This is a genomic window from Collinsella sp. HCP3S3_E5 (assembly GCF_052067635.1).
In the GTDB taxonomy this organism is placed as follows: Bacteria; Actinomycetota; Coriobacteriia; order Coriobacteriales; family Coriobacteriaceae; genus Collinsella.
Genome location: NZ_JBQHQF010000011.1, coordinates 1 through 19791, shown reverse-complemented (window position 1 = coordinate 19791; position 19791 = coordinate 1). Strand labels below are relative to the sequence as shown.

Below are 19791 nucleotides of genomic sequence, written 5' to 3'. Positions count from 1 at the left end.
GTTTATAGAGATACTGAGCCTATGACAACAGCGTGCGAAAGGATTGATACATGGCTTTCCGTAATGACTTCCTGTGGGGCGGCGCAACGGCTGCCAACCAGTGCGAGGGTGCCTACGACGTGGACGGCCGCGGCCTGGCCAACGTGGACGTGGCTCCGCACGGCCCCGAGCGCTATGCGGTGGTCTCCGGCCAGCGTAAAATGCTCGACTTCGAGGACGGCTATTACTATCCCGCGCAGACCGGCATCGATTTCTATCACCACTACAAAGAGGACATCGCTCTCTTTGCCGAGATGGGCTTTAAGACCTTCCGTATGAGCCTGGCTTGGACCCGCATCTTCCCCAACGGCGACGAGACCGAGCCCAACGAGGCTGGCCTGGCCTTCTACGAGGACGTATTCCGCGAGTGTCAGGCGCACGGCATCGAGCCGCTCGTGACCATCACGCACTTCGATTGCCCGATTCACCTCATCAAGGAGTACGGCGGCTGGCGAAACCGCAAGCTCATCGACTTCTACAAGAACCTCGCGACCACGATCTTTACCCGCTACAAGGGGCTGGTGAAGTACTGGCTCACCTTCAACGAGATCAATATGATCTTGCACCTGCCGTTTATGGGTGCCGGTCTGGTCTTTGAGGAGGGCGAGAACAAGGAGGCCGTCGAGTACCTGGCCGCCCACAACGAGCTCGTCGCCAGCGCTTGGGCAACCAAGATCGCCCACGAGATCGACCCCGAGATCAAGATCGGCTGCATGCTCGCCGCGGGTAGCTACTACCCCTACAGCTGCCGTCCGGGCGACGTGCGCCAGGCGCAGCTCGATAACCAGGACAACTACTTCTTCGTCGACGTCCAGAGCCGCGGCTACTACCCGGCATATGCCGTCAAGAAGCTCGAGCGTCTAGGCATCGATGTGGGCATGACGGACGAGGACCGCGAGATCCTGGCCGCTAACACCGTCGACTTCATCAGCTTTAGCTATTACAGCACCCGCTGCTCTGCCGGTGCCGATAACCCCGATGTCGAGCGCACCCAGGGTAACGCCTTCGCCGGCGCCAAGAACCCCTACCTGCAGGAGAGCCAGTGGGGCTGGGCCATCGATCCGCTGGGCTTCCGCATCACCCTCAACGACCTGTACGACCGTTATCAGAAGCCGCTGTTTTTGGTCGAGAACGGTCTGGGCGCCAAGGATGTTGTCGAGGAGGATGGCTCCATCAACGACGACTACCGTATCGACTACCTGCGCCAGCATATCGCCGCGATGCGCGACGCGGTGACCGAGGACGGCGTTGACCTGCTGGGCTACACCACCTGGGGCCCGATCGACCTGGTGTCTGCCGGCACGGGTGAGATGTCCAAGCGCTACGGCTTTATCTATGTGGACCGCGACGACGCCGGCAACGGTACCCTCAAGCGTTCCAAAAAGAAGAGCTTCGACTGGTACAAGAAGGTTATTGCTTCTAATGGTGAGGACCTGTCCTAAGGAAGCTGAGACACTCAACTTCATAGCCTTCTAACCAAGGCGCCCGGCGAGTAGTTATTGCTCGCCGGGGGTCTTGCCGTCTGCGGATTTTGGGACATGCGGCCCGCTTTTTGGACCCGCCTGTCGGTACACTAAAGGGACTATGAGTACCCGTGAGCGACATATCGGCCACGCGGCCGCCCGGACCGCTCCGGTTGCGGATCCCAGGGGCGGCAGGCTCTTCGCCATGCCGCGATTCCTTGTTGGCATAACGCATCAGGTGTACCGTCACCGCGTCTTTGCTATCGCCGGCGCCATCACCGCGCTGTTCCTCATGCTTTTGGCAATCTTTCCGGTGCTGTTCGCCTTCGACCCCAAACTTTCTAACGCCGTGCCCGCCTATAGCGAGGTGTCCGAAGAGGTCGTGGATGGGCTCACCCATTCGAGCCCCCTCCTGCTGCTTGTCGCCGCAATTGTATTTTCGATTTGGGGCGTGTTGGTCTATCTGCGTTGTTTGGACTATGTGTTGCGCCGCCGCCTTGTTGCCATCGCCACCATCTGTGCCCTGTGGATGATCGAGGTCATTCTCAAGTACAAGTCGTACACGCCGTTCTATGCCACCTTGCTGTGGTACCTGTACTACGTGCCCATGACGCTCATTCCGCTGCTCTACCAGCTCTGCGGCCTGCGCCTTGCGGGCCTGGAGCAACGCCGCCTGGGTCGCCGCTACCGTGCTGCGCTGTGGATTGTGGCCATCCTGCTTATCGGATTTGTGCTCACCAACGATTTTCACCAGCAGGTCTTCCGCTTTGACCGTACAAGCGACACCTGGAGCAACGATTACACGTACGGCCGGGGTTATTTCGCCTTCCTCGTGTGGACGGCCTCTAACTTCGTGGCCTTTTTTATCCTGGTTGGTCGGTCCTCGTCCTTTCGCATCCAACGTTTCTCGGGCACGGCGGCGCTCGTGCTGCTGGGCGGCGCATTCTTTGGCATCTCATATGCTCTGCGCGTGCCCTGGGCATGGAGGCTCAACTTTTCGCTCGTCTATTGCATCCTGTGCGTGGTGGCGATGGAAATCTGTCTCGATTGCGGTGTCATTCCGTCGTACCACGATATCGCCGGCATCTTCGACACCTTGCCGCTTGACCTCAAAGTTCTAACGCGCGACCTGCAGGAGGTCTATGCCACGCCGGTGTCAAAGCCAATGCCGGTAGGCGTGCGCGAGGAGCTGCGGACCCAGGAGCACGGCCGCGCCCATGCCTTTACCGTGGCGTCCGATCCCGATGTGATGTATCGTGCTTTTCCGCTGCTGGGGGGATCGGCCCTGCTTGCCCAAGACGTATCGGAGCTCAACGAGCTCAATCGCGAACTGGCACATCGTCGCATGGAGCTGCAACGCCAAAACGAGCTGCTTGCCGCCGACTACGACCTTAAGACACATTTGGCAGATCAAGAGGCCGAGACCTTGCTAGTCCAAGACGTGGACCAGGCGCTTGCCCGCGCGCTCGAAGAGATGTACGACTTGTTGAGCTCGCTGCCGCCGTTGACTGACGAGGAATCTTCGCGCGAGCGTTACCGCATGCTGCAGCGCGCCAAGTTGCTCGTTGCCTATTGCAAACGGAAGGGGTCGCTCACGTTGGCACGGCACGGGGAGAGCGGTTTTGACCGCGACCGCATTCAGCTCATTGCCAACGAGCTCGCAAGCGACCTGCGCACGATCGATGTCGATTGCGCCTCGATTATTGCCATACGGCGCCCGATGCACGCCAGTACGGTAAGCGCGCTGTACGACTGCGTGTATGACTTTGCGTTTTTTGCCTACGCCACCGATCATCCGGCACTTATGTATCACTTGGGCGACCATGACCGATGCAGCGTCGAGCTGCGCGCCACACTTTTTTCCAACGATGATGAAGATCTTTCGCAGACGCCCGCTGCGCAAGAGCTCGAAAGCGCTTTGCAAGGGCGCAACGTGGCATACCGCCTTGAGGGCGAGTCCGGTCAGCTGCGCATGATCGTCTTGATGCCGAGGGCGGGTGAGTGACGATGCAGATTTCGCTCATACTTCCCCAAATCGTTGCGCTCGATGTTGTCTTTGCCCTGGCTGCGTGTCTGCAGACGATCCACGTCCCGCTCATCGCATCGCGCCGCTCGTCCTATAACCGTAAGGTGATTTGCGCCTACGAGGCGAGTCTTGTGCTTCACCTGATGATTTCGGCGCTCATCTTGTTCACGTCGTCTGGCTCGTATCTGGTGGCGCCGCTTGACGTTTGCGCCAGGGCAATGGGCGGAGCGTTATGGCTCAATGCCGCAATCTTTGCCTATGGCGTGGTACTTATGGTGCACTATCGTCGTCCCGTCATGCTGGTCGAGCTGTTGCTTGTTGTCGCCGTTACACCACCGGTGGTTTTTGCCATGGGCTCGGCGTGGACCGTTGTCCTTATCGCAGAGGGAGCGTTCTTCCTGTTCCGTTCCATCGCGGCGCTCTTGATGGACGTCCGTAACCGCCAAGAGGATATCACCATGTTCTCGACGATCGAGACCATCAACGTGATTCCCGTGGGCATCCTGTATCTAGACCCGAGGGGCCGTCCGCTGCTCATGAACCGCTGCATGCGCAAAAACCTCGTAGAGCTCCATATGCCCACCGACCTGGGCGACATGAGCAGCACATGGAACGATCTGCGCAAACTGAGCATGCAAATGCCCGAAAGCAGCGCTAATCGCGCCCATATCGACCTTGATCGCTTTGGTAGGGATCGCGCCGTGGTCGAGATCTCTCCTTCCGAGATTCGTCTGTTCGTGCGTGACTCCGTTACGGTCTCGAGCCGTCCGTTCGAGCGCGTCGTCGGCCTGGACGTGACGGAATACGCACACGCCTACGACCGTCTGGCGCAAGCCAACCACCTGCTTGAGCGTGCTGGCCAAGAGCTCCAGGCCCAGATCGAAGAAGCCAAAAAGGTTGCCGACAATGCGGCCTACCTACGTATGCGTGCCCGCGTTCACGATGTGATCGGCCAGCGCCTGTCCATTCTTCATCGCTATTTGGAGGAGGGACGTCTGGATGATGAGTCGCTCGAGCAGATTGACCCGTTGCTGCGCTCAATCGCCGCCGATTTGCGCAGTGGCGGTGCCAGCGAGCCTGCAGAGCAGCTGAGCGATATCGTCCACGCCTTTGGCTTGGTGAGTGTGCAGATCGATGTTGAGGGTGCGCTGCCTGAGGACGCGCGTGTCGCCGCCGCATTTTTGCAGATTATCCGCGAGGCCTCGACCAATGCCACCAGGCATGCGCAGGCGCATCAGGTCCACGTGCGCCTGTGGCAGGAGGGGACGAATGCTAGCGCCGTCGCGCGCATGACGATTTCTAACGACGGGTCCCCGGCCCCCGTATCGTATCGCGAGGGAACGGGTATCCCAGGTATGAGGCATGTCGCGCAAGATTTGGGCGGCGGCCTGGAAGTCCACGCCGCCCAGCCCTTTACGCTTGCGGTGTCCATTCCGCTGAGCCCCAACGCCACGGTCCAAAGGAGAAGTTCATGATCCGCGTGTTAATTGTCGAAGATCAGGCCATTCTGCGCGAAAGCCTGGCGCGCTCCGTTGGCGACCAGCCCGATATGACCGTCGTCGCCGCGATCGCCGATGCCTCCGAGGCCTTGGGTGCCGCGCTCAAGGAGCGCCCGGACATGATATTGATGGACGTGTGCACCGAACACGATTCAAACGGCATCGTGGCGGCGGCGCGCATCAAGGAGCAGCTGCCCGAGTGCCGCGTCATCATCATGACAGGCATGCCCGAGATCACCTTTGTCGATCAGGCTCGCGAGGCGGGCGTCGATAGCTTTGTGTACAAGAACGTTGGTATCGACGAGCTGTTCGCCGTGATGCGCTCCACGCTGGCGGGCTATTGCACGTTTCCCAAGCCGCCCGAGAGCATTTTTTCGGGCACGGCGGCACTCGACGATGTCGAGCTGTCGATTTTGCGCCTTGCCTGCGAGGGCAAAAGCCGCCGCGAGATCGCGGCCGAGCTGTTTATGAGTGAGGGTACCATCAAGCGTCGCATCTCGGAGATTCTGAGCAAGACCGGCTACGACAACATCATGCGCCTGGCCGTGCGCGCGGTAACGGAGGGCAGCATCGTTCCCAACATGGAGCGCCCGTAATCGACGCGCTCGCCGTGTTCCGGCGCCGTAAAGATAGGCCGCCCGCCGTTTTGCATCAGAAAACGACGGGCGGCCTGCTTGTGCGGCTGTGCTGTCGGCATAAAAACGACGGGGCCGCAGGATCAACTCCTGCGGCCCCGCCTGGCAAGTGCGCGGATGTGTCCGCCAATCCGTGGCTGATGTTACGTGCCGCTACGCGATGGTTGCGGTGTAGGAGGCGACGTCCTCGTAGGAATCGGTCAGGTAGGCGTCGATGCCGATGGTCGTGTTGACCAGGTCGTCAAGGCTGTCAAGCTCGCCGCTCGAGAATGTGAATTCCTCGGTGGCGTTGGTGCCGGGCATCAGGTTAGCCGAGAACCAGGGTTCCTTCATGGTGCCGTTGACGTTGGTCTTGCCGGAGGGAGCGTAGAAGGTCAGGTCCTTGTCGCTCTTGTTGGTGATTTTGACGACAAAGCCGATGTCGCCCCATTCGTCCTTAAACTTCTCGGTGATGGTGATGGTGCACAGATCGTCATCGGCGACGGTGACGGCGGGGGAGATTTCGACGCTCTGGACGTCGTCGTCTTCGACGGCCTCATCGATCTCCTCTTCCTTCTCGGCCGCCTCGCGATCCTTTTTTAGCGTACCGGACAGATCCTTGTCGGACTTCGTAAAGATAAGCTTGTCGCCTTCCACCTCGAGGACGAGCTTGCCGTCCTTGAGTTTCATGTCCTGCGAATCGCCGTCGGCGGTGATGGTTGCAGTGGTGGCGTCCTTGGCCTCCCATTTCAGGTCGGCGACCTCAAGGAACATGTCGAGGACGCCCGTGCCGTCTTCGTCGAGGATCAGGATACAGTTGAGGCCCCACTCCTTGAGCATATCCATGTACTCATCGGTGAGCTCTTCGCCCTCCAGGGTTCCACCCGAGAGTTCCCAGCTGCCGACGAAGTTGGCCTTGGGGTCCTTGCCGCCGCCGCTGCAGCCCGTCAGGGCAAAGGCGAGCGCCAGGACGCATGTCAGAAATGCGAGTACGGACTTTTTGAACGTTGTCTTCATGGTGTCCTCCTTTATCGAACGAAACCCATAGAAGCAAATGCGGGGGTGGCGGACCCCCCGCCAATTACCAGATAGAGGGGTTAGGGCCTAGGCGTTCCGCAGTTGCTGCAGAACTTGCCGCCGTTTTCGCTGCCGCAGTTGGGGCAGAACCACTTGGCCGGTGCCGGGGCGGGTGCGGGGCTGCCGCATTCGGGGCAGAACTTGCCGGTGTTGGTGGCACCGCAGCTGCAGGTCCATGCGCCGGCCGCGGGGGCAGCGGCAGGAGCTGGTGCGGGGGCGGGTGCCGGAGCCGGCTGTGGGGCGGCCTGCTGCTGTGCCTGGCCGGCGGCGAACAGCTGGCTGGCGTTCATGCCGCCCATGCCGCCCGCCATGCCCATGCCCATAAAGCCGGCCATCGCGCCGTTGGGGTTGGCGGCTGCCGCGCGCATCGCATCGCTCTGGGCGCTGGCGATGTTGGCGGCTGCCATGGTGGGATCGCGCATGACTGCGGCCTTCTGCAGGTCCTTGATCATTTGCTCGTCTTCTTGCGAGGCGGCGATGGAGTTGACGCCAAAGCTCACGATCTCGACGCCGCGCAGGTCGCGCCAGTCGGCGGAGAGAACCTCGTTGAGCGCGCGGGCGAGCTCGGTGGTGTGGCCGGGGATAGCGCTGTAGCGGATGCCCATCTCCGAGATCTTGGCAAAGGCGGGTTGCAGAGCGGTGAGCAGCTCGGACTTAAGCTGGCTGTCGATCTTATCGCGCGTGTAGCTATCGGTCACGTTGCCGCACACGTTGGTGTAGAACAGCAGCGGGTTGGTGATGCGGTACGAATACTCGCCGTTGCAGCGAACGGAGATGTCGACATCCAGGCCAATGTTGTTATCGACCACGCGGAAGGGCACAGGCGAGGCGGTGCCGTACTTGTTGCCGATGATCTCCTTGGTGTTGATGAAGTAGACACGCTGGTCCTTGCCCGCGTCGCCGCCAAAGGCAAAACGGCTGCCGATATTGGCGAACGTCTCCTTGATGGAGTCGCCCAGGTTGCCGCTAAAGACGCTCGGCTCGCTGCCGGTGTCAAAGACAAACTCGCCGGGCTCCAGCGCGACCTCGATGATCTTGCCGTTTTGCACCACGAGCATGCCCTGGCCGTCGTTGACGGCGATGACGGAGCCGTTGGAGATGACGTTGTCCTCGCCGCGCGTGTTGGAGCTGCGGCCGCCGGTGCGCTTGCTGCCCTTGCAGGCCAAGACGTCAGCGGGCATCGATTCGCAATAGATATATTCCTTCCACTGGTCGGCCATGACGCCGCCGGCAGCTCCCAATCCAGCTTTCAAGAGTCCCATGGTGATCTTCCTTTCTCGTCAAAGGCCGGGTGGTATTGGTCAGAATGGCTAATCGTCCTTGTTGTCCTTCATGACAACGGTGGTCTCGGTGTGGCTGAAGGTGTCGTGCTTCTCGGTCAAGTCGAGCTCGCCGCAGTAGCAATCGGCGTGGGTGGCCTCGTTGGCCGTCTTGAGCTGGCCTACCAGCAGCACGTCTCCGATGATTACGATAATCAGCGGTGCGACGATGTTGATGAGGATGCCCTCGATATCAAAGGTGAGGTAGTCCGGATCGAAGGCGTTCTCGCCCATAAAGAGAATCTGGGAGAGGACAAACCCGATTACAAAGAACAGCACCGAGGCGATGGCGAGCTTGGGCTTGGAGCAGGGCAGCTCGCCGACCATGCGGCCGGTTTGGCCGTTCATGGCAAACAGGTAGCTCTTGCCGTTCCACGAGGTGGAAAGCATCCACACGGGGAACAGAGCGTAGTTGCTGTCTTCCCAGGTGTAGTCGAGCTGCTTGCTTTCGACCTTGGCATCGTCATATTCGTCGACGACGGTCTCGCGCAGGGCCGAAATCGTACTTTCTTCCATACGACGCTCGGCGCGCGCCTTGCAGGTCTCGCAATCCTCATCGTAGCGGTTGGCGATGTAGCCGGGCATATACGCGACCGAGAACGGGCGCAGCGCGTCGTAGTCAAACGGCTCGATAGCATCCATATGGCCGTCGGGCATCTTGGACGATCCGTCGACGGGCACGCGCTCAAACGAGATTTTGCCCTTACGGTAGGCGTCGTAGTGGTCGGTGGTCGTGACGGTGCGGTCGGATTCCTCGGTCACGGTCTCGTTGGTCGCATCGAAGTACACTTCGCCATCCACGCGGGCGCCGTAGAGCCAAAACGGCACGTAAACGCCTTGGACCTCGTCGATGTGGTTGCCGGTGACAAAGCTCTTGGGCAGCAGGATTTTGCCCTTGTAATGCTCTTTGAGTGCTGCCATGACATCATCGCGCCCGAGCTTAAACGGAATCACCAGGTCGGGTGAGAAGTCGCCCGAGAGCTGGCCGGGCGCCACGGCGGAGTTGCCGCAGTATGGGCAGGTGGTAACGGCGACGGTGCCGTCCGAGACCAGCTCGGCGCCGCACGACGAGCAGATGTAGCCGGCGTTTTGGGCCAGATCCTGCACGGCATCGTCGACAGCAGGTTTGGGGGCCGCGGCTGCGGCATCGGCTTTGGCATCTGCCTTGTCCTGGCGCTCGCGATAGAGGGCCTCGACTTCTTCGACTTCAAAACGCGAATCGCAGTAGTCGCAGACAAGCTTTTGTTCGGCACTGGCAAAGTGAAGGGGGCCGCCACACGCGGGGCACTGATAGTTGACACTCTCGAAGGCCATGATCGGTCCTTTCCGTGCCGGAGGCTATGCGCCGATGGCGCCGCCGCAGTATTCGCAGCGTCCGCTGGCATCGGGAATGGTGGTTGCACCGCAGAAGGGGCAGGTGACCGCGGTCTTGGGGGCCTTGGCGGCCACGACGCTGTCGCGTGTCTCCTGACGCAGCTGTACCAGCGCATCGCGGACTTCGGTTGCCTGGCGCTTGGCCTCGCGATATTCGATGGAGCCACGCTGATCGATGGTGGAGTCGTTCACGCGCAGGTTGATCTCGGTAAAGTACGGCGTGTTGACGTGAATAGTCAGGTTAAAGTCGTAATCCAGGTCGTAGCGCGGCGGGTTGTAGCTCTCGCGCTCGCCGTCCTTGGTCTCGCGATAGATCTCGGTGCGATGCTCGTCGATATCCATATCGCAGCCGAGTACCTGTGAGAACTCGATGATGTCGGGATTGGCGTCGCGCCAGCGGCTCTGCGAAGTGATGATCAGCAGACCCGCGTCTTCGTCGAGCATGATGTTGGTGCGCCCGGCAGAGAGCGTGCGCGTTGGGTTGAACGAGGCCAGGCGCTCGGCGTTGGCCTCGCGGTAGGCGAGTTGCTCGCGGATATCGTCCGCGGTGCTGGAGCGCCAACCACTAAAGAAGGGGGAGAGCTTGCCTGCGCACTCTTTGCACAGGTAGCCTTCGTTGATTTTGGTCTTTCCCAAAATCCCCAGTTCGGTACCGCAAATCGCGCACTCTTTCTTCTCGAACATCTTGTCAAAGAAGCCCATGGCTGCCTCCCATCAACAGGTAGCGTGTGTCACTTTTGATGATGGGTGAGCGCTCGATCTTTCACGATACCCAGACGGCTCAACGAGTCTCCACAACTGGGACACATGGCCCATTTTCGGCCACTCATTGGGGACGTACTTAAATGAGTGGCAGCTGGGGACAGTCCATGCCGAATGTGGCGGCTGCCGAATGTGGGCGCCGTCCCTGCTACGCCACGGTCACGGCAACCTGGGCGTAGCGGCTGCAGGGGCGCTCGGCGCGCGTCTGCACGGTAAGGGTGAGCACGAAGCGGTCGCCGGGCTGCGCGTCGGCGGGCACGATAAAAGCGGTGCTCACCGTGCATTCCTGCCACAGCGAAAGATCCTGCGTGCCTGCATAGCTCGACGGGTCCACGGCGACATCCCAATGTGCATCAAAGCCCTTGCCGTCGGGGTCGACGACGGTCGCTGCAAGGGTGACGCGCTCGCCGGCTGTAGCGCTGCGGTCGGCCGTGACCTCGACAACATGTGTCGGATGCGAGCAAGCTGCCGGATCATGGGCGCACCATTGCGCGCGGGCGGCAAAGTCTTCCTGATAGGCGCGCAGGTAGGGATTGGGGTTGCCGTCTACGGGCGTGCCGATGGCGGCAAAACCGGCGGGTGCGTCCGTATCGGGATGTCCATCAAGAAACATGCGGCCGAGCAGTGTGTCGAAGCCGCGGTCGTCGATACCGCGCAGGCCAAACGGCAGCAGCGGAATATAGGTCATGCTGTCGCCTTCGGCCATAAAGTCGCCGCGCTCAAACTGCATCGCGGGCATGCCTTCTAGACCCCAATCCAGACGGGCATGCTTGCCAAACTGAAAGCGCTCGGGCTCATTTTCGTAGACCTTGCCGTCGCCATAGAGCATGTAGCGTGCCATGAGGGGGCCGTTACCCTGCGTGAGATTCTGCTCAGGCCAAGGTGCCTTAAACAGCGGCAGCGTATCGGGTTGAGCCATCTTGGCATCGACATAGCCGCCATACATATAGGGCACACACCAAAAGATGAGCTCGGGAAAGAGCTCGCGTCCATGGTCGAGCCATGAGTTGTCCTGCCCCACGCCATCGGCAACGCCCATCACGCGCACCTTCTGATAGACCCGCTGCTGCACGGCAGGCCATTCGGGCGTGGCGCGATAACGCTCGGCAATACTCATGAGGGCGCGAACGATGGTGTTCATGCCACCCCAGCTGAGCAGCCATAACGTACGCGGATCATCATCCAAAATTGCCTGCGCAATTACGCGAGATCCCTCAGTTTTCTCAGTCACATCACCCTCAAAGGCAACATTTCCCACAAAGGTGCGCTCGATCATCTGGGCGGGCGTGGGAAACGGCGGCTCACCGGCAGCGCCCGCATTCGCCTGCAACTGCGGCCAAGCCTGGGCATATTCATTACTCCAGAGACTCTCAATCCAATGCTCGGGAAACGGACGATACTCACGAAGCTCGCCGGCCAGCGGATCGGGTTCATGAGGCACAACATCCCACTCATAAGAGCGACGCCCTTTGGTCCGCCAATGCGAATTCACCTCGCCCAGCGTATGAACCCCATCCCCAAGAAAGTGATACTGCGAAGCCGTATACACCACAGCCTGAACATCAAGCACATTAAGATACAGAGCCAAATGAACGAGCGAGTTCATATCGTCGACTTCCATATCGGTAGTAACAATCACCCGAGTTAACTCTTGGGACATAGGAACAGCTCCAATCAAAATCAATTCAGCCAGTTACGCGCAAGGCAAGACGGGACCCCGTCCCCATCGCCGCCGACCCGGCGTGCTGCCGGAAGCGGCCGGCCAGCGTTTCGAACAACGTTAACTTAGGGGCCCTGACCTTTAGTTTTGTAAACATTCCGCAGCGCGGGCCCCGCTTATCCGATGCTCCGAAGGAGCAGGAAAAGCGGGGCTCATGCGCGAGGACGTTTACAAAACTAAAGGTCAGGGACCCCGATGGGATGGCTACCTCGAAACTCTGGCCGACCACTCCCAGCAGCCCACCGGCTCGCCGTCGATGAGCACGCTGCCCCCGTCGAAGTCTTGATAACACAGGTCGTTGAATTGGTGGATCCACACGCCGTGGTTGAACGTCTTCTTGGGCGAGCCATCGGCCTCGCGATAGCGACCGGTTAGGTCCTCGACATGGCTAAAGTAGGTAAGGTGCACGTTGGCTCCGGCGTCACGCAGGCGTGCCGTGAGCGGCAGCACGGTCTGCTGCGGCGACACGAGCTCGTCGCCCTTGGAGTGCGTAAACCACAGCGGCGTCTTGGCGAGCGCGGCTACGTCCTCGTCCGTGGCGTTGTACCACGGGGCACAGCAGGGAAGGCCGGCGGCGAAGAAATCGGGGTAGTCGGCGCACAGGCGCAGGGTCATAAAGCCGCCGTTGGAAAGGCCGGCGACCACGATGCGGTCGGTGTCGATGCGCTCGGCATGCTCGGCGACAAACTCGTCGATGAGCGCCTTGAGTACGGGGGAGTAGATGCTCTGGTTGGAGCGGCCGAGCTGCTCGACGCCGTTATCCATCCAAAACGTGGGAGACTGCGGCACGAGCACCCAGGCAAAGCCGCCAAAGTAGCGCTGGATTTGCGCCTGGCTAATGGCTGTCACGCGGTTGCCGATATAGGCGCGCGTGGCGCCTTCGCCCTGCGTGGCACCCCTGCCTTCGCCGGCGCCGTGTAGGTACACCACGAGCGGGGCCTTTTGGGGCACGACCGTGGCCTCGGGCGCGAAGGGATTGAAGCAGGCCGAGTCCTCGGCTTTAAAGCTGGGCTCAAAGAAGCCGTACTCGAGCGCGATGCCATTGACGGCGGTCTTTTGCACGGCATTGCTCCAGCCCTTGAGCGCGGGGCAGATGTCGCCGCGACAGGTATCGAAGACCAGGCCGCAGGTGGGTTCGCCGTCGTCGCCGGGAAGAGCCGCGAGCTGCGTGACGTGCAGCTGGTTATCGAGCATGCGCGAGCCCATGACGCCGCCTTCGATCTTTTTGGTCAGGCGCTGCTCGGCGACCTCGAGTGCCACATGGGTGCCCACGGCGAGCTTGCGGCCGTTCTCGTCACTCGGATACGCGGCGAGAACGTCGATGTAACCCACGGAGGGCGTGGCATGGTCGGCGCCGTGCTCCTTGCGCATCAGGACCTCGCCCGTGCGCTCGTGACGCTCTACATATATATGGAAAGTGTTCGCATCGACATCGTTGGCGCGCACGGTGCAGGGTAGGTCGAGAACGACCTTGCTGATCCAGGGGCCAAAGTCGCCCAAGGTGCTGACGGTTGCGTAGGTGCACGATTTGAGTTCCATGAGCTGCCTCCCTTGTGCCGCGCGTGCTAAACAATCGCGGCAATACAATCTAAACATGTTTAGTGTAAAGCAGAATTTGAGAATAAGCGGATGAACTCGGTAAACGGTAGCATCAAACGTTCAATGAACTACTAAACACTCGTTTACTACTATCTAGCAGGGCTTTTGTTGATGAGTCAACAAGGCATTGAGGTGCCAGATTATATAAAATCCCACGTAAAATACCATTTATAAATAAATGGCACTATATGTAATGCCTCTGCATTCAATTACGTTCACTCCCGATTTCCTACCGTTCACCGGACTGCAAACGGCAAAACTGCCACAAATTCAACGCTGAGTGTAAACTAAGCGCTGTAAACGTTCAGTAAACAGATTGTTTACGACAGCGTATCCAAGGGTTCGGTAACCGTAAGGGGTTATAGTCACCGGGCCAAAGGCGTGCCTGCGCCCAAGCGATTAGGCACACGACGATATGGGGAGGGGTCCCATGGCAGTAGATAACAAGCAGATTGCCACCGATGTCCTCGAGCTCGTGGGCGGTGCGGAAAACGTCACCGTCGCCACCAACTGCATGACGCGCCTGCGTCTGACGCTCAAGGACAACAGCAAGGCCGACGTGGAGAAGATCAAGAAGGTCAAGGGTGTTCTGGGCTGCCAGTTCGCCGGCAGCCAGCTCCAGGTCATCATCGGCCAGAACGTGCCCAAGGTGCTCGCCGAGTTCGTCGCCATGTCCGGCGTCAAGCAGGGTGCCGCGGTCGACGAGAACCTCGACGCTCCTAAGGAGAAGTTCGAGCTCAAGAACCTGCCCAACATCATCCTCGACTACCTGTCGGGTTCCATGACCCAGCTGATTCCGCTGCTCATGGCCGGCGGTCTGTTCCGCACCATCGCTGCGGTTCTTGGTCCCACCATGCTCGGCGTTATCTCCGATACCGATCCGACCTACACGTTCCTCTACACCACCCTGTACGAGGCCACGTTTACCTTTATCCCCATCTACTTGGGCTATGCCGCTGCTAAGAAGCTCGGCGCCTCTCCGGTTCTGGGCATGCTCCTCGGCGGCGCACTCATGGCCCCGTCCGTCGTGAGTGTCGCGACTCAGGAGGGTGGCGGAATCATCTCCGTCTATGGCATCCAGATCACCGCTGCCAACTACCAGCAGTCCGTCCTGCCGATTATCCTCTCGGTGCCGGTCCTCTACTTTGTTGAGAAGTTCTTTAAGAAGGTCATGCCCGACGTGCTGTCCACGGTCTTCACGCCGTTCTGCACCATGATCGTCACCATCCCCATCGCCTTCATCGTCCTTGCCCCGATCGGCAACGAGCTCGGTACGCTGATTGCCAACGCCCTCTTTGGTCTCGCCGACCTTGGCGGTATCGGCATCCTGATCGTCATGGCCGTCCTCGGCGCCTTCTGGCAGCTCTTCGTGGTCTGCGGCATGCACATGCCCGTCATCCTGCTCGCTCAGGTTCAGATCATCGCCGCCGGCTACGATCCCTTCGTCTTCGTTTCCACCAACTGCGCTATGGCCGCCGTCTGGGGCTGCGCTTTCGGTGCCTTCCTCAAGATGAAGAACCCCGACGAGAAGGGTCTTGCCCTGGGCTACGTCATCTCCGCCATCGCCGGCGGCGTCACCGAGCCCGCACTCTTCGGTATCCTCATGCGCTTCCGTCGCACCATGCTCGGTATGTTCATCGGCGGTGCCATCGGCGCTGTGTTCTCCGGCCTCATGGGTGTTACTTACTACCTGGCCGGCGGTGCCTCCAACTTCCTGGTCTTCACCAACTATCTGCAGGGTGGCCAGATGAACACCGTCTGGGCTATCGTCGGCATGGCAATCTCCTTTGCCATCGCCGCTGCCGTCGTCTTTGCCACTGGCTTCTCCAAGGAGGAGCTCGCCGAGATGGAGGCCTAAGGCCAAACCATTCGGTCACATACGACCTTACCTACACGACAGGGCCCCGTCAGGCGCAAGCCCGGCGGGGCCCTTTTTACAAGGTAGACTGATTGGGGGCGCGTGGCGCCTGCTCGCCGGGGCTTGCTAAGCGCCAGGGGCTTTCGCGCGGGGTTACCGCGAAAGAATCTGCCGGTTCGCAACTCCTTTATCAAACGAAAGGACATGCAGATGAGTTTGGGAAAGCTGACCGTCAACGGTCGCCAGGACGGCTTTTTGTGCGAGGGCAAACCGTTCTTTTGGTTTGCCGATACGTGCTGGAGCGCGTTTACGAGCATTACCGAGGCCGATTGGGACTACTATCTGACCCGTCGCTCCGAGCAGGGCATGAACGTGTTGCAGATCAACACGCTGCCGCAGTGGGATCGCTGCTGCCCCGATCTGGGCATTTGGCCCTATGCCAGCGAGGATGGCGTGCATTTTGATTGGTCCCGCCCCAACCAAGCGTACTGGGATCGCGCCGCTGCCATGTGTCGCGCTGCCGTCGAGCACGGCATCCGTCCGGCGCTCGTGCTTATGTGGTGCAACTACGTGCCCGGCACCTGGGGCGCCAAGATCGCTGAGCATTGCGGTGCCGAGGTTATGCCGCGCGAGGAAGTCCGTGCCCACGTTGCCCGCGTCGTCGAGAACCTGGGCGAGTTCGACCCCGTCTACGTGGTGACGGGCGATACCGACTTTACCAGCGACGAGGCGATCGCCTACTACGAGGATGCTCTCGACGAAGTCGTCAAACGCGCGCCCGAGGCGTTGCGCACTATGCATATCAACCGCGGCAACCGCACCATTCCGGCACAGTACCTGGACCGTCTGGACTTTTACATGTTCCAGCCCGGCCACAACTACGAGGGCCAGCCCGAGGCCTGGCGCCTGCCGCAGGACTTTACCGCCAACTACCCCAAAAAGCCGATGGTCAACTCTGAGCCCTGTTACGAGCAGATGGGCGCGTCGCGCAACGTGTACTGGCGCTTCACCGCGCAGGACTGCCGCGCGAGCGTGTGGTCGTCGATCCTTGCCGGTGCGAGCGCTGGCGTGACCTATGGCGCGCACGGCGTTTGGAACTGGCAGACCAGCAAGAGCCAGGGCTCGGTGCTGGGCGAGGGCTTCGACATGCCGTTCCGCTGGCAGGAGTGCCTGCAGTTTGCGGGTGTTTGGGACTTTGGCGCGATCGAGCATGTGCTTGCCGGTCTGGGCGCTACGGCTGGCGACGACGCACTTGCCGTGGTTCCGGCGCAGGAGCTGCTCGATGACGCGCGCGAGGCCATTCGTGTGGCGCGCGTTGGCGACCGTGTCGTCACGTACCTGCCGCGCACTACGGCGCTCAAGTTTAAGCTCGACGGCGCGTGCGGCTGGACGGCGACGGTCCTCGACATGGAGGACAAGCGCATCGCCAAGCTGCCCGTTCGCGACAACGGTGACGGTACCGTGCGCGTGGCTCAGCATCCCTTTGAGCACGACGCGCTGGTGATCTTGGCTCCCGGGCGCTAACGGCTCTTCTCCAACATTTACAATCCAGTCCCTTTCATGAGGTTGCGACGGAATGGTTCGTGCATGACAGCTTTAAGCTGCCAAGGGAGCCATTCCGTCGCACTCATTGGGGACGTACTTAAATGAGTGGTAGTTGGAGACGCTCCTAGCCGAGCTAGAGGTCTCGCGTGTCCCTTCTGGTCCATGCGGCTCAAAATCGCGGCGTGATGTGGACGGTGGGGTCGAAATGAGCGGCATTTCGAGCCTGGCTTCGATATTGAGACTGGTTCTTTATTAAAATGGAATTCCAGACAATTGAGCGGCTGGGGGTTAACCATGAGGGGCATGGGAGACACAACCGCATATTTGCGTCGGGGCATTCGGGAGATTATATGCCTGGCGCTGTTCTTCTTCACGTTTTTGGCGTGCGAGTATCTCTTTGATACTCGCATGGCCGAGCTCGTGTCTCCGAACGAGGTCGTTATTTATGAGAGCCTTGTCCTCGGCGCGAGCGTGATTGGCTTTTTTGTGCGTCCCGTTCTGTACTATCGCCGTCCCCATGTCATCGACGCAACGAGCGATATCACGGGTGTTTTGCTGGTGGCGGCATTCCTGCTGTTGATTATGGCGGTTCGGACTGAGGTGGTAATCGCCGGCGGTTTGGTGGCGTGCTGCGCGCTGGGCTACTGCGGATCGACTGCCCATGCAAACTTTGCGCGGCGCTTTGCGCGGACGCCCTGCTTGGCGCGCGCCGCCGCACTTTCTTACGCCATGGGCGTTCTGGTGCAGGTCTTCAACCATATGGTGATGCCTGCCGGCATTCCTCAGCAGGCTGTTCTGGTTGTCTGTACGATCGCGCAGGTAGCGTTACTTCATGGGGTCCGACGCGCCAAGCTGCGCGACGAGTCCGATCCAAACTTTGAACCCAGTGCTGCCGGGCTTTCGGTAGATGCCTTGGAATATGGCGCCAAGTGGCATGACGATCCCGAGGCAAAGGCGGCATTCCGCCGCGCCGTAGTTCGCCTGACCGTGGCGACGGCGTATCTTTCCGGCGTATTCGCCGCTCTTAACGCGGGCCTCACAACCCTGCATGCTACCGGAGCCGTTGATTTGGGTGACTGGCCGCGCCTGCTGCTTGTTGCGAGCTCGTTGGCCGCCGGCGCCCTATTTGACCTGCATGGCCGTTCGTATATGAATATCGGCATGACATGTGTCGCCATGCTGTCCACGCTTTCGTTCTTTGTGCTCATCATCGATGGCAATGGCGGTAACGAGCTTGCTGCCACGATCATCTTTTATCTGGGCTCGGGCTTCTTTGTGGTGTTCTTTACCACAAAATTCGCCGCTATCTCGCTCTATGCGCGCTGGTCATATTTTTGGCCGTGCATGGGTCGCGTCGTCAATAACGTGTGCTCGATGCTCGTGACGGCGCCGGCGGTGGCGATTATCTCGAGTCAAAACGTGCTGGCTGCAGTCGGCGCGGCACTCGTGATGTTTGTGGGTATTGCGATTACGCTGCTGGGACAGTTGGGGCAACGAACCGATGATGCCGTGATGCAGGACGGGCTGGCGCTTGCTGACGACAATCTTGGTGGAGATCTTGCGCCCGCATGTTCCGACCCCGCGCTCGTGGAGGCAGCGGAGCTCACGCCTGATGAGCGCCTCGACGCCTTCGTCGCCACCTTTGGGCTTACAGAGCGCGAGCGCGATATTCTTGAGGCCCTGGTCGTTTCGGACCAGAGCGTTCAGGACATTGCCGCAACGCTTTTCCTTTCGCGCTCCACGCTCTATCGTCACATTTCCTCGATCAACAAAAAGACCGGTACGGCCTCGCGTGTGGCCCTGATCAACTTCTTCTGGTCCTGGGCACCCAAGGACTAGCGTATGAGGCGCCGCCCAGTTCCTTACTCTAACGGGGGGATGTGGCTCCAAAGCGCACCCGCATCGACGCTTCGCCTGCGCTAAACTGGAGGGCACGTACGCGATTACGAGAGGAGCCCGCATGGAGGCTTACAAGCAAGAGTTCATCAAGTTTATGGTTGAGTCCGACGTTCTTAAGTTCGGCAGCTTTACGCTCAAGAGCGGCCGTCAGTCCCCGTTTTTTATGAACGCCGGCGCTTACGTGACAGGCTATCAGCTCAAGAAGCTGGGCGAGTATTACGCCCAGGCCATCCACGATAACTTTGGCGACGACTTTGATGTGCTGTTTGGACCGGCCTACAAGGGTATTCCGCTGGCCGTCGTGACCGCAATTGCCTACCACGAGCTGTACGGCAAGGAGGTCAAGTACTGCTGCGACCGCAAGGAGGCCAAGGATCACGGTGCCGATAAGGGCAACCTGCTGGGTTATGAGCCCCAGGACGGCGACCGCGTGGTCATGGTCGAGGACGTTACCACCAGCGGCAAGTCCATCGACGAGACCTATCCCAAGGTTAAGGCTGCCGCCGACGTCGAAATCAAGGGCCTGATTGTGTCCCTCAACCGCATGGAGGTCGGCAAGGGCGGCGTGACCACCGCGCAGAAGGAGATCGAGGCAAAGTACGGTTTCCCCGTCGCGAGCATCGTCTCCATGGCCGAGGTCGTCGAGACCCTCTACAATCACGAGATCGACGGCAAGGTCGTCATCGATGACGAACTTAAGACTGCCATCGACGCCTACTACGAGCAGTACGGAGCACAGGAGTAGGTAGTTACGTGGGTTTACCAACCCGCGCAACCAGTTGACGCTGCGCGCCGCCCAGGGCGACAATTTGTCATTCAAAAGGCGAGGTATGACCAAAAGGTCAATGCCTCGCCTTTTTCATGCCAACTTGTTCGACCTGGACGTCGCTCGCTCATATGACCCAATCCGCTGTCAAGAGCCACAATGGCCCCGCCGACCGCTTGCAATCGGTCGGCGGGGCCTGCCGTTAACCCGTCCCGGTCCGCCCCCGGCATG

The 19791-nt window shown here is 60.1% G+C and carries 14 protein-coding genes; 8 read left to right on the top strand and 6 right to left on the bottom strand.

Annotation, left to right across the window (positions count from 1 at the left end; all coding sequences use genetic code 11):
• Positions 1-50: 50 nt before the first annotated feature.
• The 4 genes from ACTM82_RS04810 (at position 51) to ACTM82_RS04795 (ending at position 5623) form a co-directional block, all read left to right on the top strand.
• Positions 51-1481 carry a 6-phospho-beta-glucosidase gene (locus ACTM82_RS04810; protein ID WP_441054727.1) on the top strand — a complete coding sequence of 477 codons (1431 nt, stop codon included), beginning with the start codon at positions 51-53 and terminating at the stop codon, positions 1479-1481.
• Between the two features lie 226 nt (positions 1482-1707).
• Positions 1708-3507: a histidine kinase N-terminal 7TM domain-containing protein gene (locus tag ACTM82_RS04805; protein ID WP_441054725.1), complete on the top strand. Its 1800-nt coding sequence runs from the start codon at positions 1708-1710 to the stop codon at positions 3505-3507.
• Positions 3504-5003 (top strand): sensor histidine kinase, encoded by a 1500-nt coding sequence (locus ACTM82_RS04800; RefSeq protein WP_441054723.1) that lies wholly within the window; start codon positions 3504-3506, stop codon positions 5001-5003. Before ACTM82_RS04805 ends, ACTM82_RS04800 begins: the two co-directional genes overlap by 4 nt.
• Entirely contained in the window at positions 5000-5623 is a 624-nt protein-coding gene (locus ACTM82_RS04795; protein WP_441054721.1) for a response regulator transcription factor, read from the top strand. The genes ACTM82_RS04800 and ACTM82_RS04795 overlap by 4 nt, the downstream gene beginning before the upstream one ends.
• Before the next feature lie 192 nt (positions 5624-5815).
• Here the strand turns inward: ACTM82_RS04795 and ACTM82_RS04790 are convergent, their stop codons facing one another.
• The 6 genes from ACTM82_RS04790 to ACTM82_RS04765 form a co-directional block, all read right to left on the bottom strand.
• Positions 5816-6658: a hypothetical protein gene (locus ACTM82_RS04790; RefSeq protein WP_441054720.1), complete on the bottom strand. Its 843-nt coding sequence runs from the start codon at positions 6656-6658 to the stop codon at positions 5816-5818.
• Between the two features lie 80 nt (positions 6659-6738).
• Positions 6739-7980, bottom strand: a complete 1242-nt coding sequence (locus tag ACTM82_RS04785) for an SPFH domain-containing protein (RefSeq protein ID WP_441041545.1) — start codon at positions 7978-7980, stop codon at positions 6739-6741.
• 48 nt (positions 7981-8028) lie between these two features.
• Positions 8029-9351, bottom strand: a complete 1323-nt coding sequence (locus ACTM82_RS04780) for a hypothetical protein (protein ID WP_441015342.1) — start codon at positions 9349-9351, stop codon at positions 8029-8031.
• A gap of 24 nt (positions 9352-9375) precedes the next feature.
• Positions 9376-10113, bottom strand: a complete 738-nt coding sequence (locus ACTM82_RS04775; RefSeq protein WP_154518194.1) for a DUF4428 domain-containing protein — start codon at positions 10111-10113, stop codon at positions 9376-9378.
• 208 nt (positions 10114-10321) lie between these two features.
• Positions 10322-11833 (bottom strand): nucleoside hydrolase-like domain-containing protein, encoded by a 1512-nt coding sequence (locus ACTM82_RS04770; protein ID WP_441054718.1) that lies wholly within the window; start codon positions 11831-11833, stop codon positions 10322-10324.
• A gap of 264 nt (positions 11834-12097) precedes the next feature.
• Entirely contained in the window at positions 12098-13432 is a 1335-nt protein-coding gene (locus ACTM82_RS04765; RefSeq protein ID WP_441054716.1) for a prolyl oligopeptidase family serine peptidase, read from the bottom strand.
• Between the two features lie 490 nt (positions 13433-13922).
• On the opposite strand from ACTM82_RS04765, the gene ACTM82_RS04760 reads away from it, so the two are divergent.
• The 4 genes from ACTM82_RS04760 to pyrE all read left to right on the top strand — a co-directional run bounded on the left by ACTM82_RS04760 (position 13923) and on the right by pyrE (position 19539).
• The gene (locus ACTM82_RS04760; protein ID WP_441054714.1) at positions 13923-15350 is read left to right on the top strand and encodes a PTS transporter subunit EIIC; all 1428 of its coding nucleotides are present in this window, start codon (positions 13923-13925) and stop codon (positions 15348-15350) included.
• Between the two features lie 210 nt (positions 15351-15560).
• Positions 15561-16874 (top strand): apiosidase-like domain-containing protein, encoded by a 1314-nt coding sequence (locus tag ACTM82_RS04755; RefSeq protein ID WP_441054712.1) that lies wholly within the window; start codon positions 15561-15563, stop codon positions 16872-16874.
• A 324-nt stretch (positions 16875-17198) separates the two neighbouring features.
• A complete protein-coding gene (locus ACTM82_RS04750; RefSeq protein WP_441054710.1) occupies positions 17199-18734 on the top strand; it encodes a LuxR C-terminal-related transcriptional regulator in 1536 nt (511 codons plus the stop codon).
• 121 nt (positions 18735-18855) lie between these two features.
• A complete protein-coding gene (gene pyrE / locus ACTM82_RS04745; RefSeq protein ID WP_154518188.1) occupies positions 18856-19539 on the top strand; it encodes an orotate phosphoribosyltransferase in 684 nt (227 codons plus the stop codon).
• Positions 19540-19791: the final 252 nt, after the last annotated feature.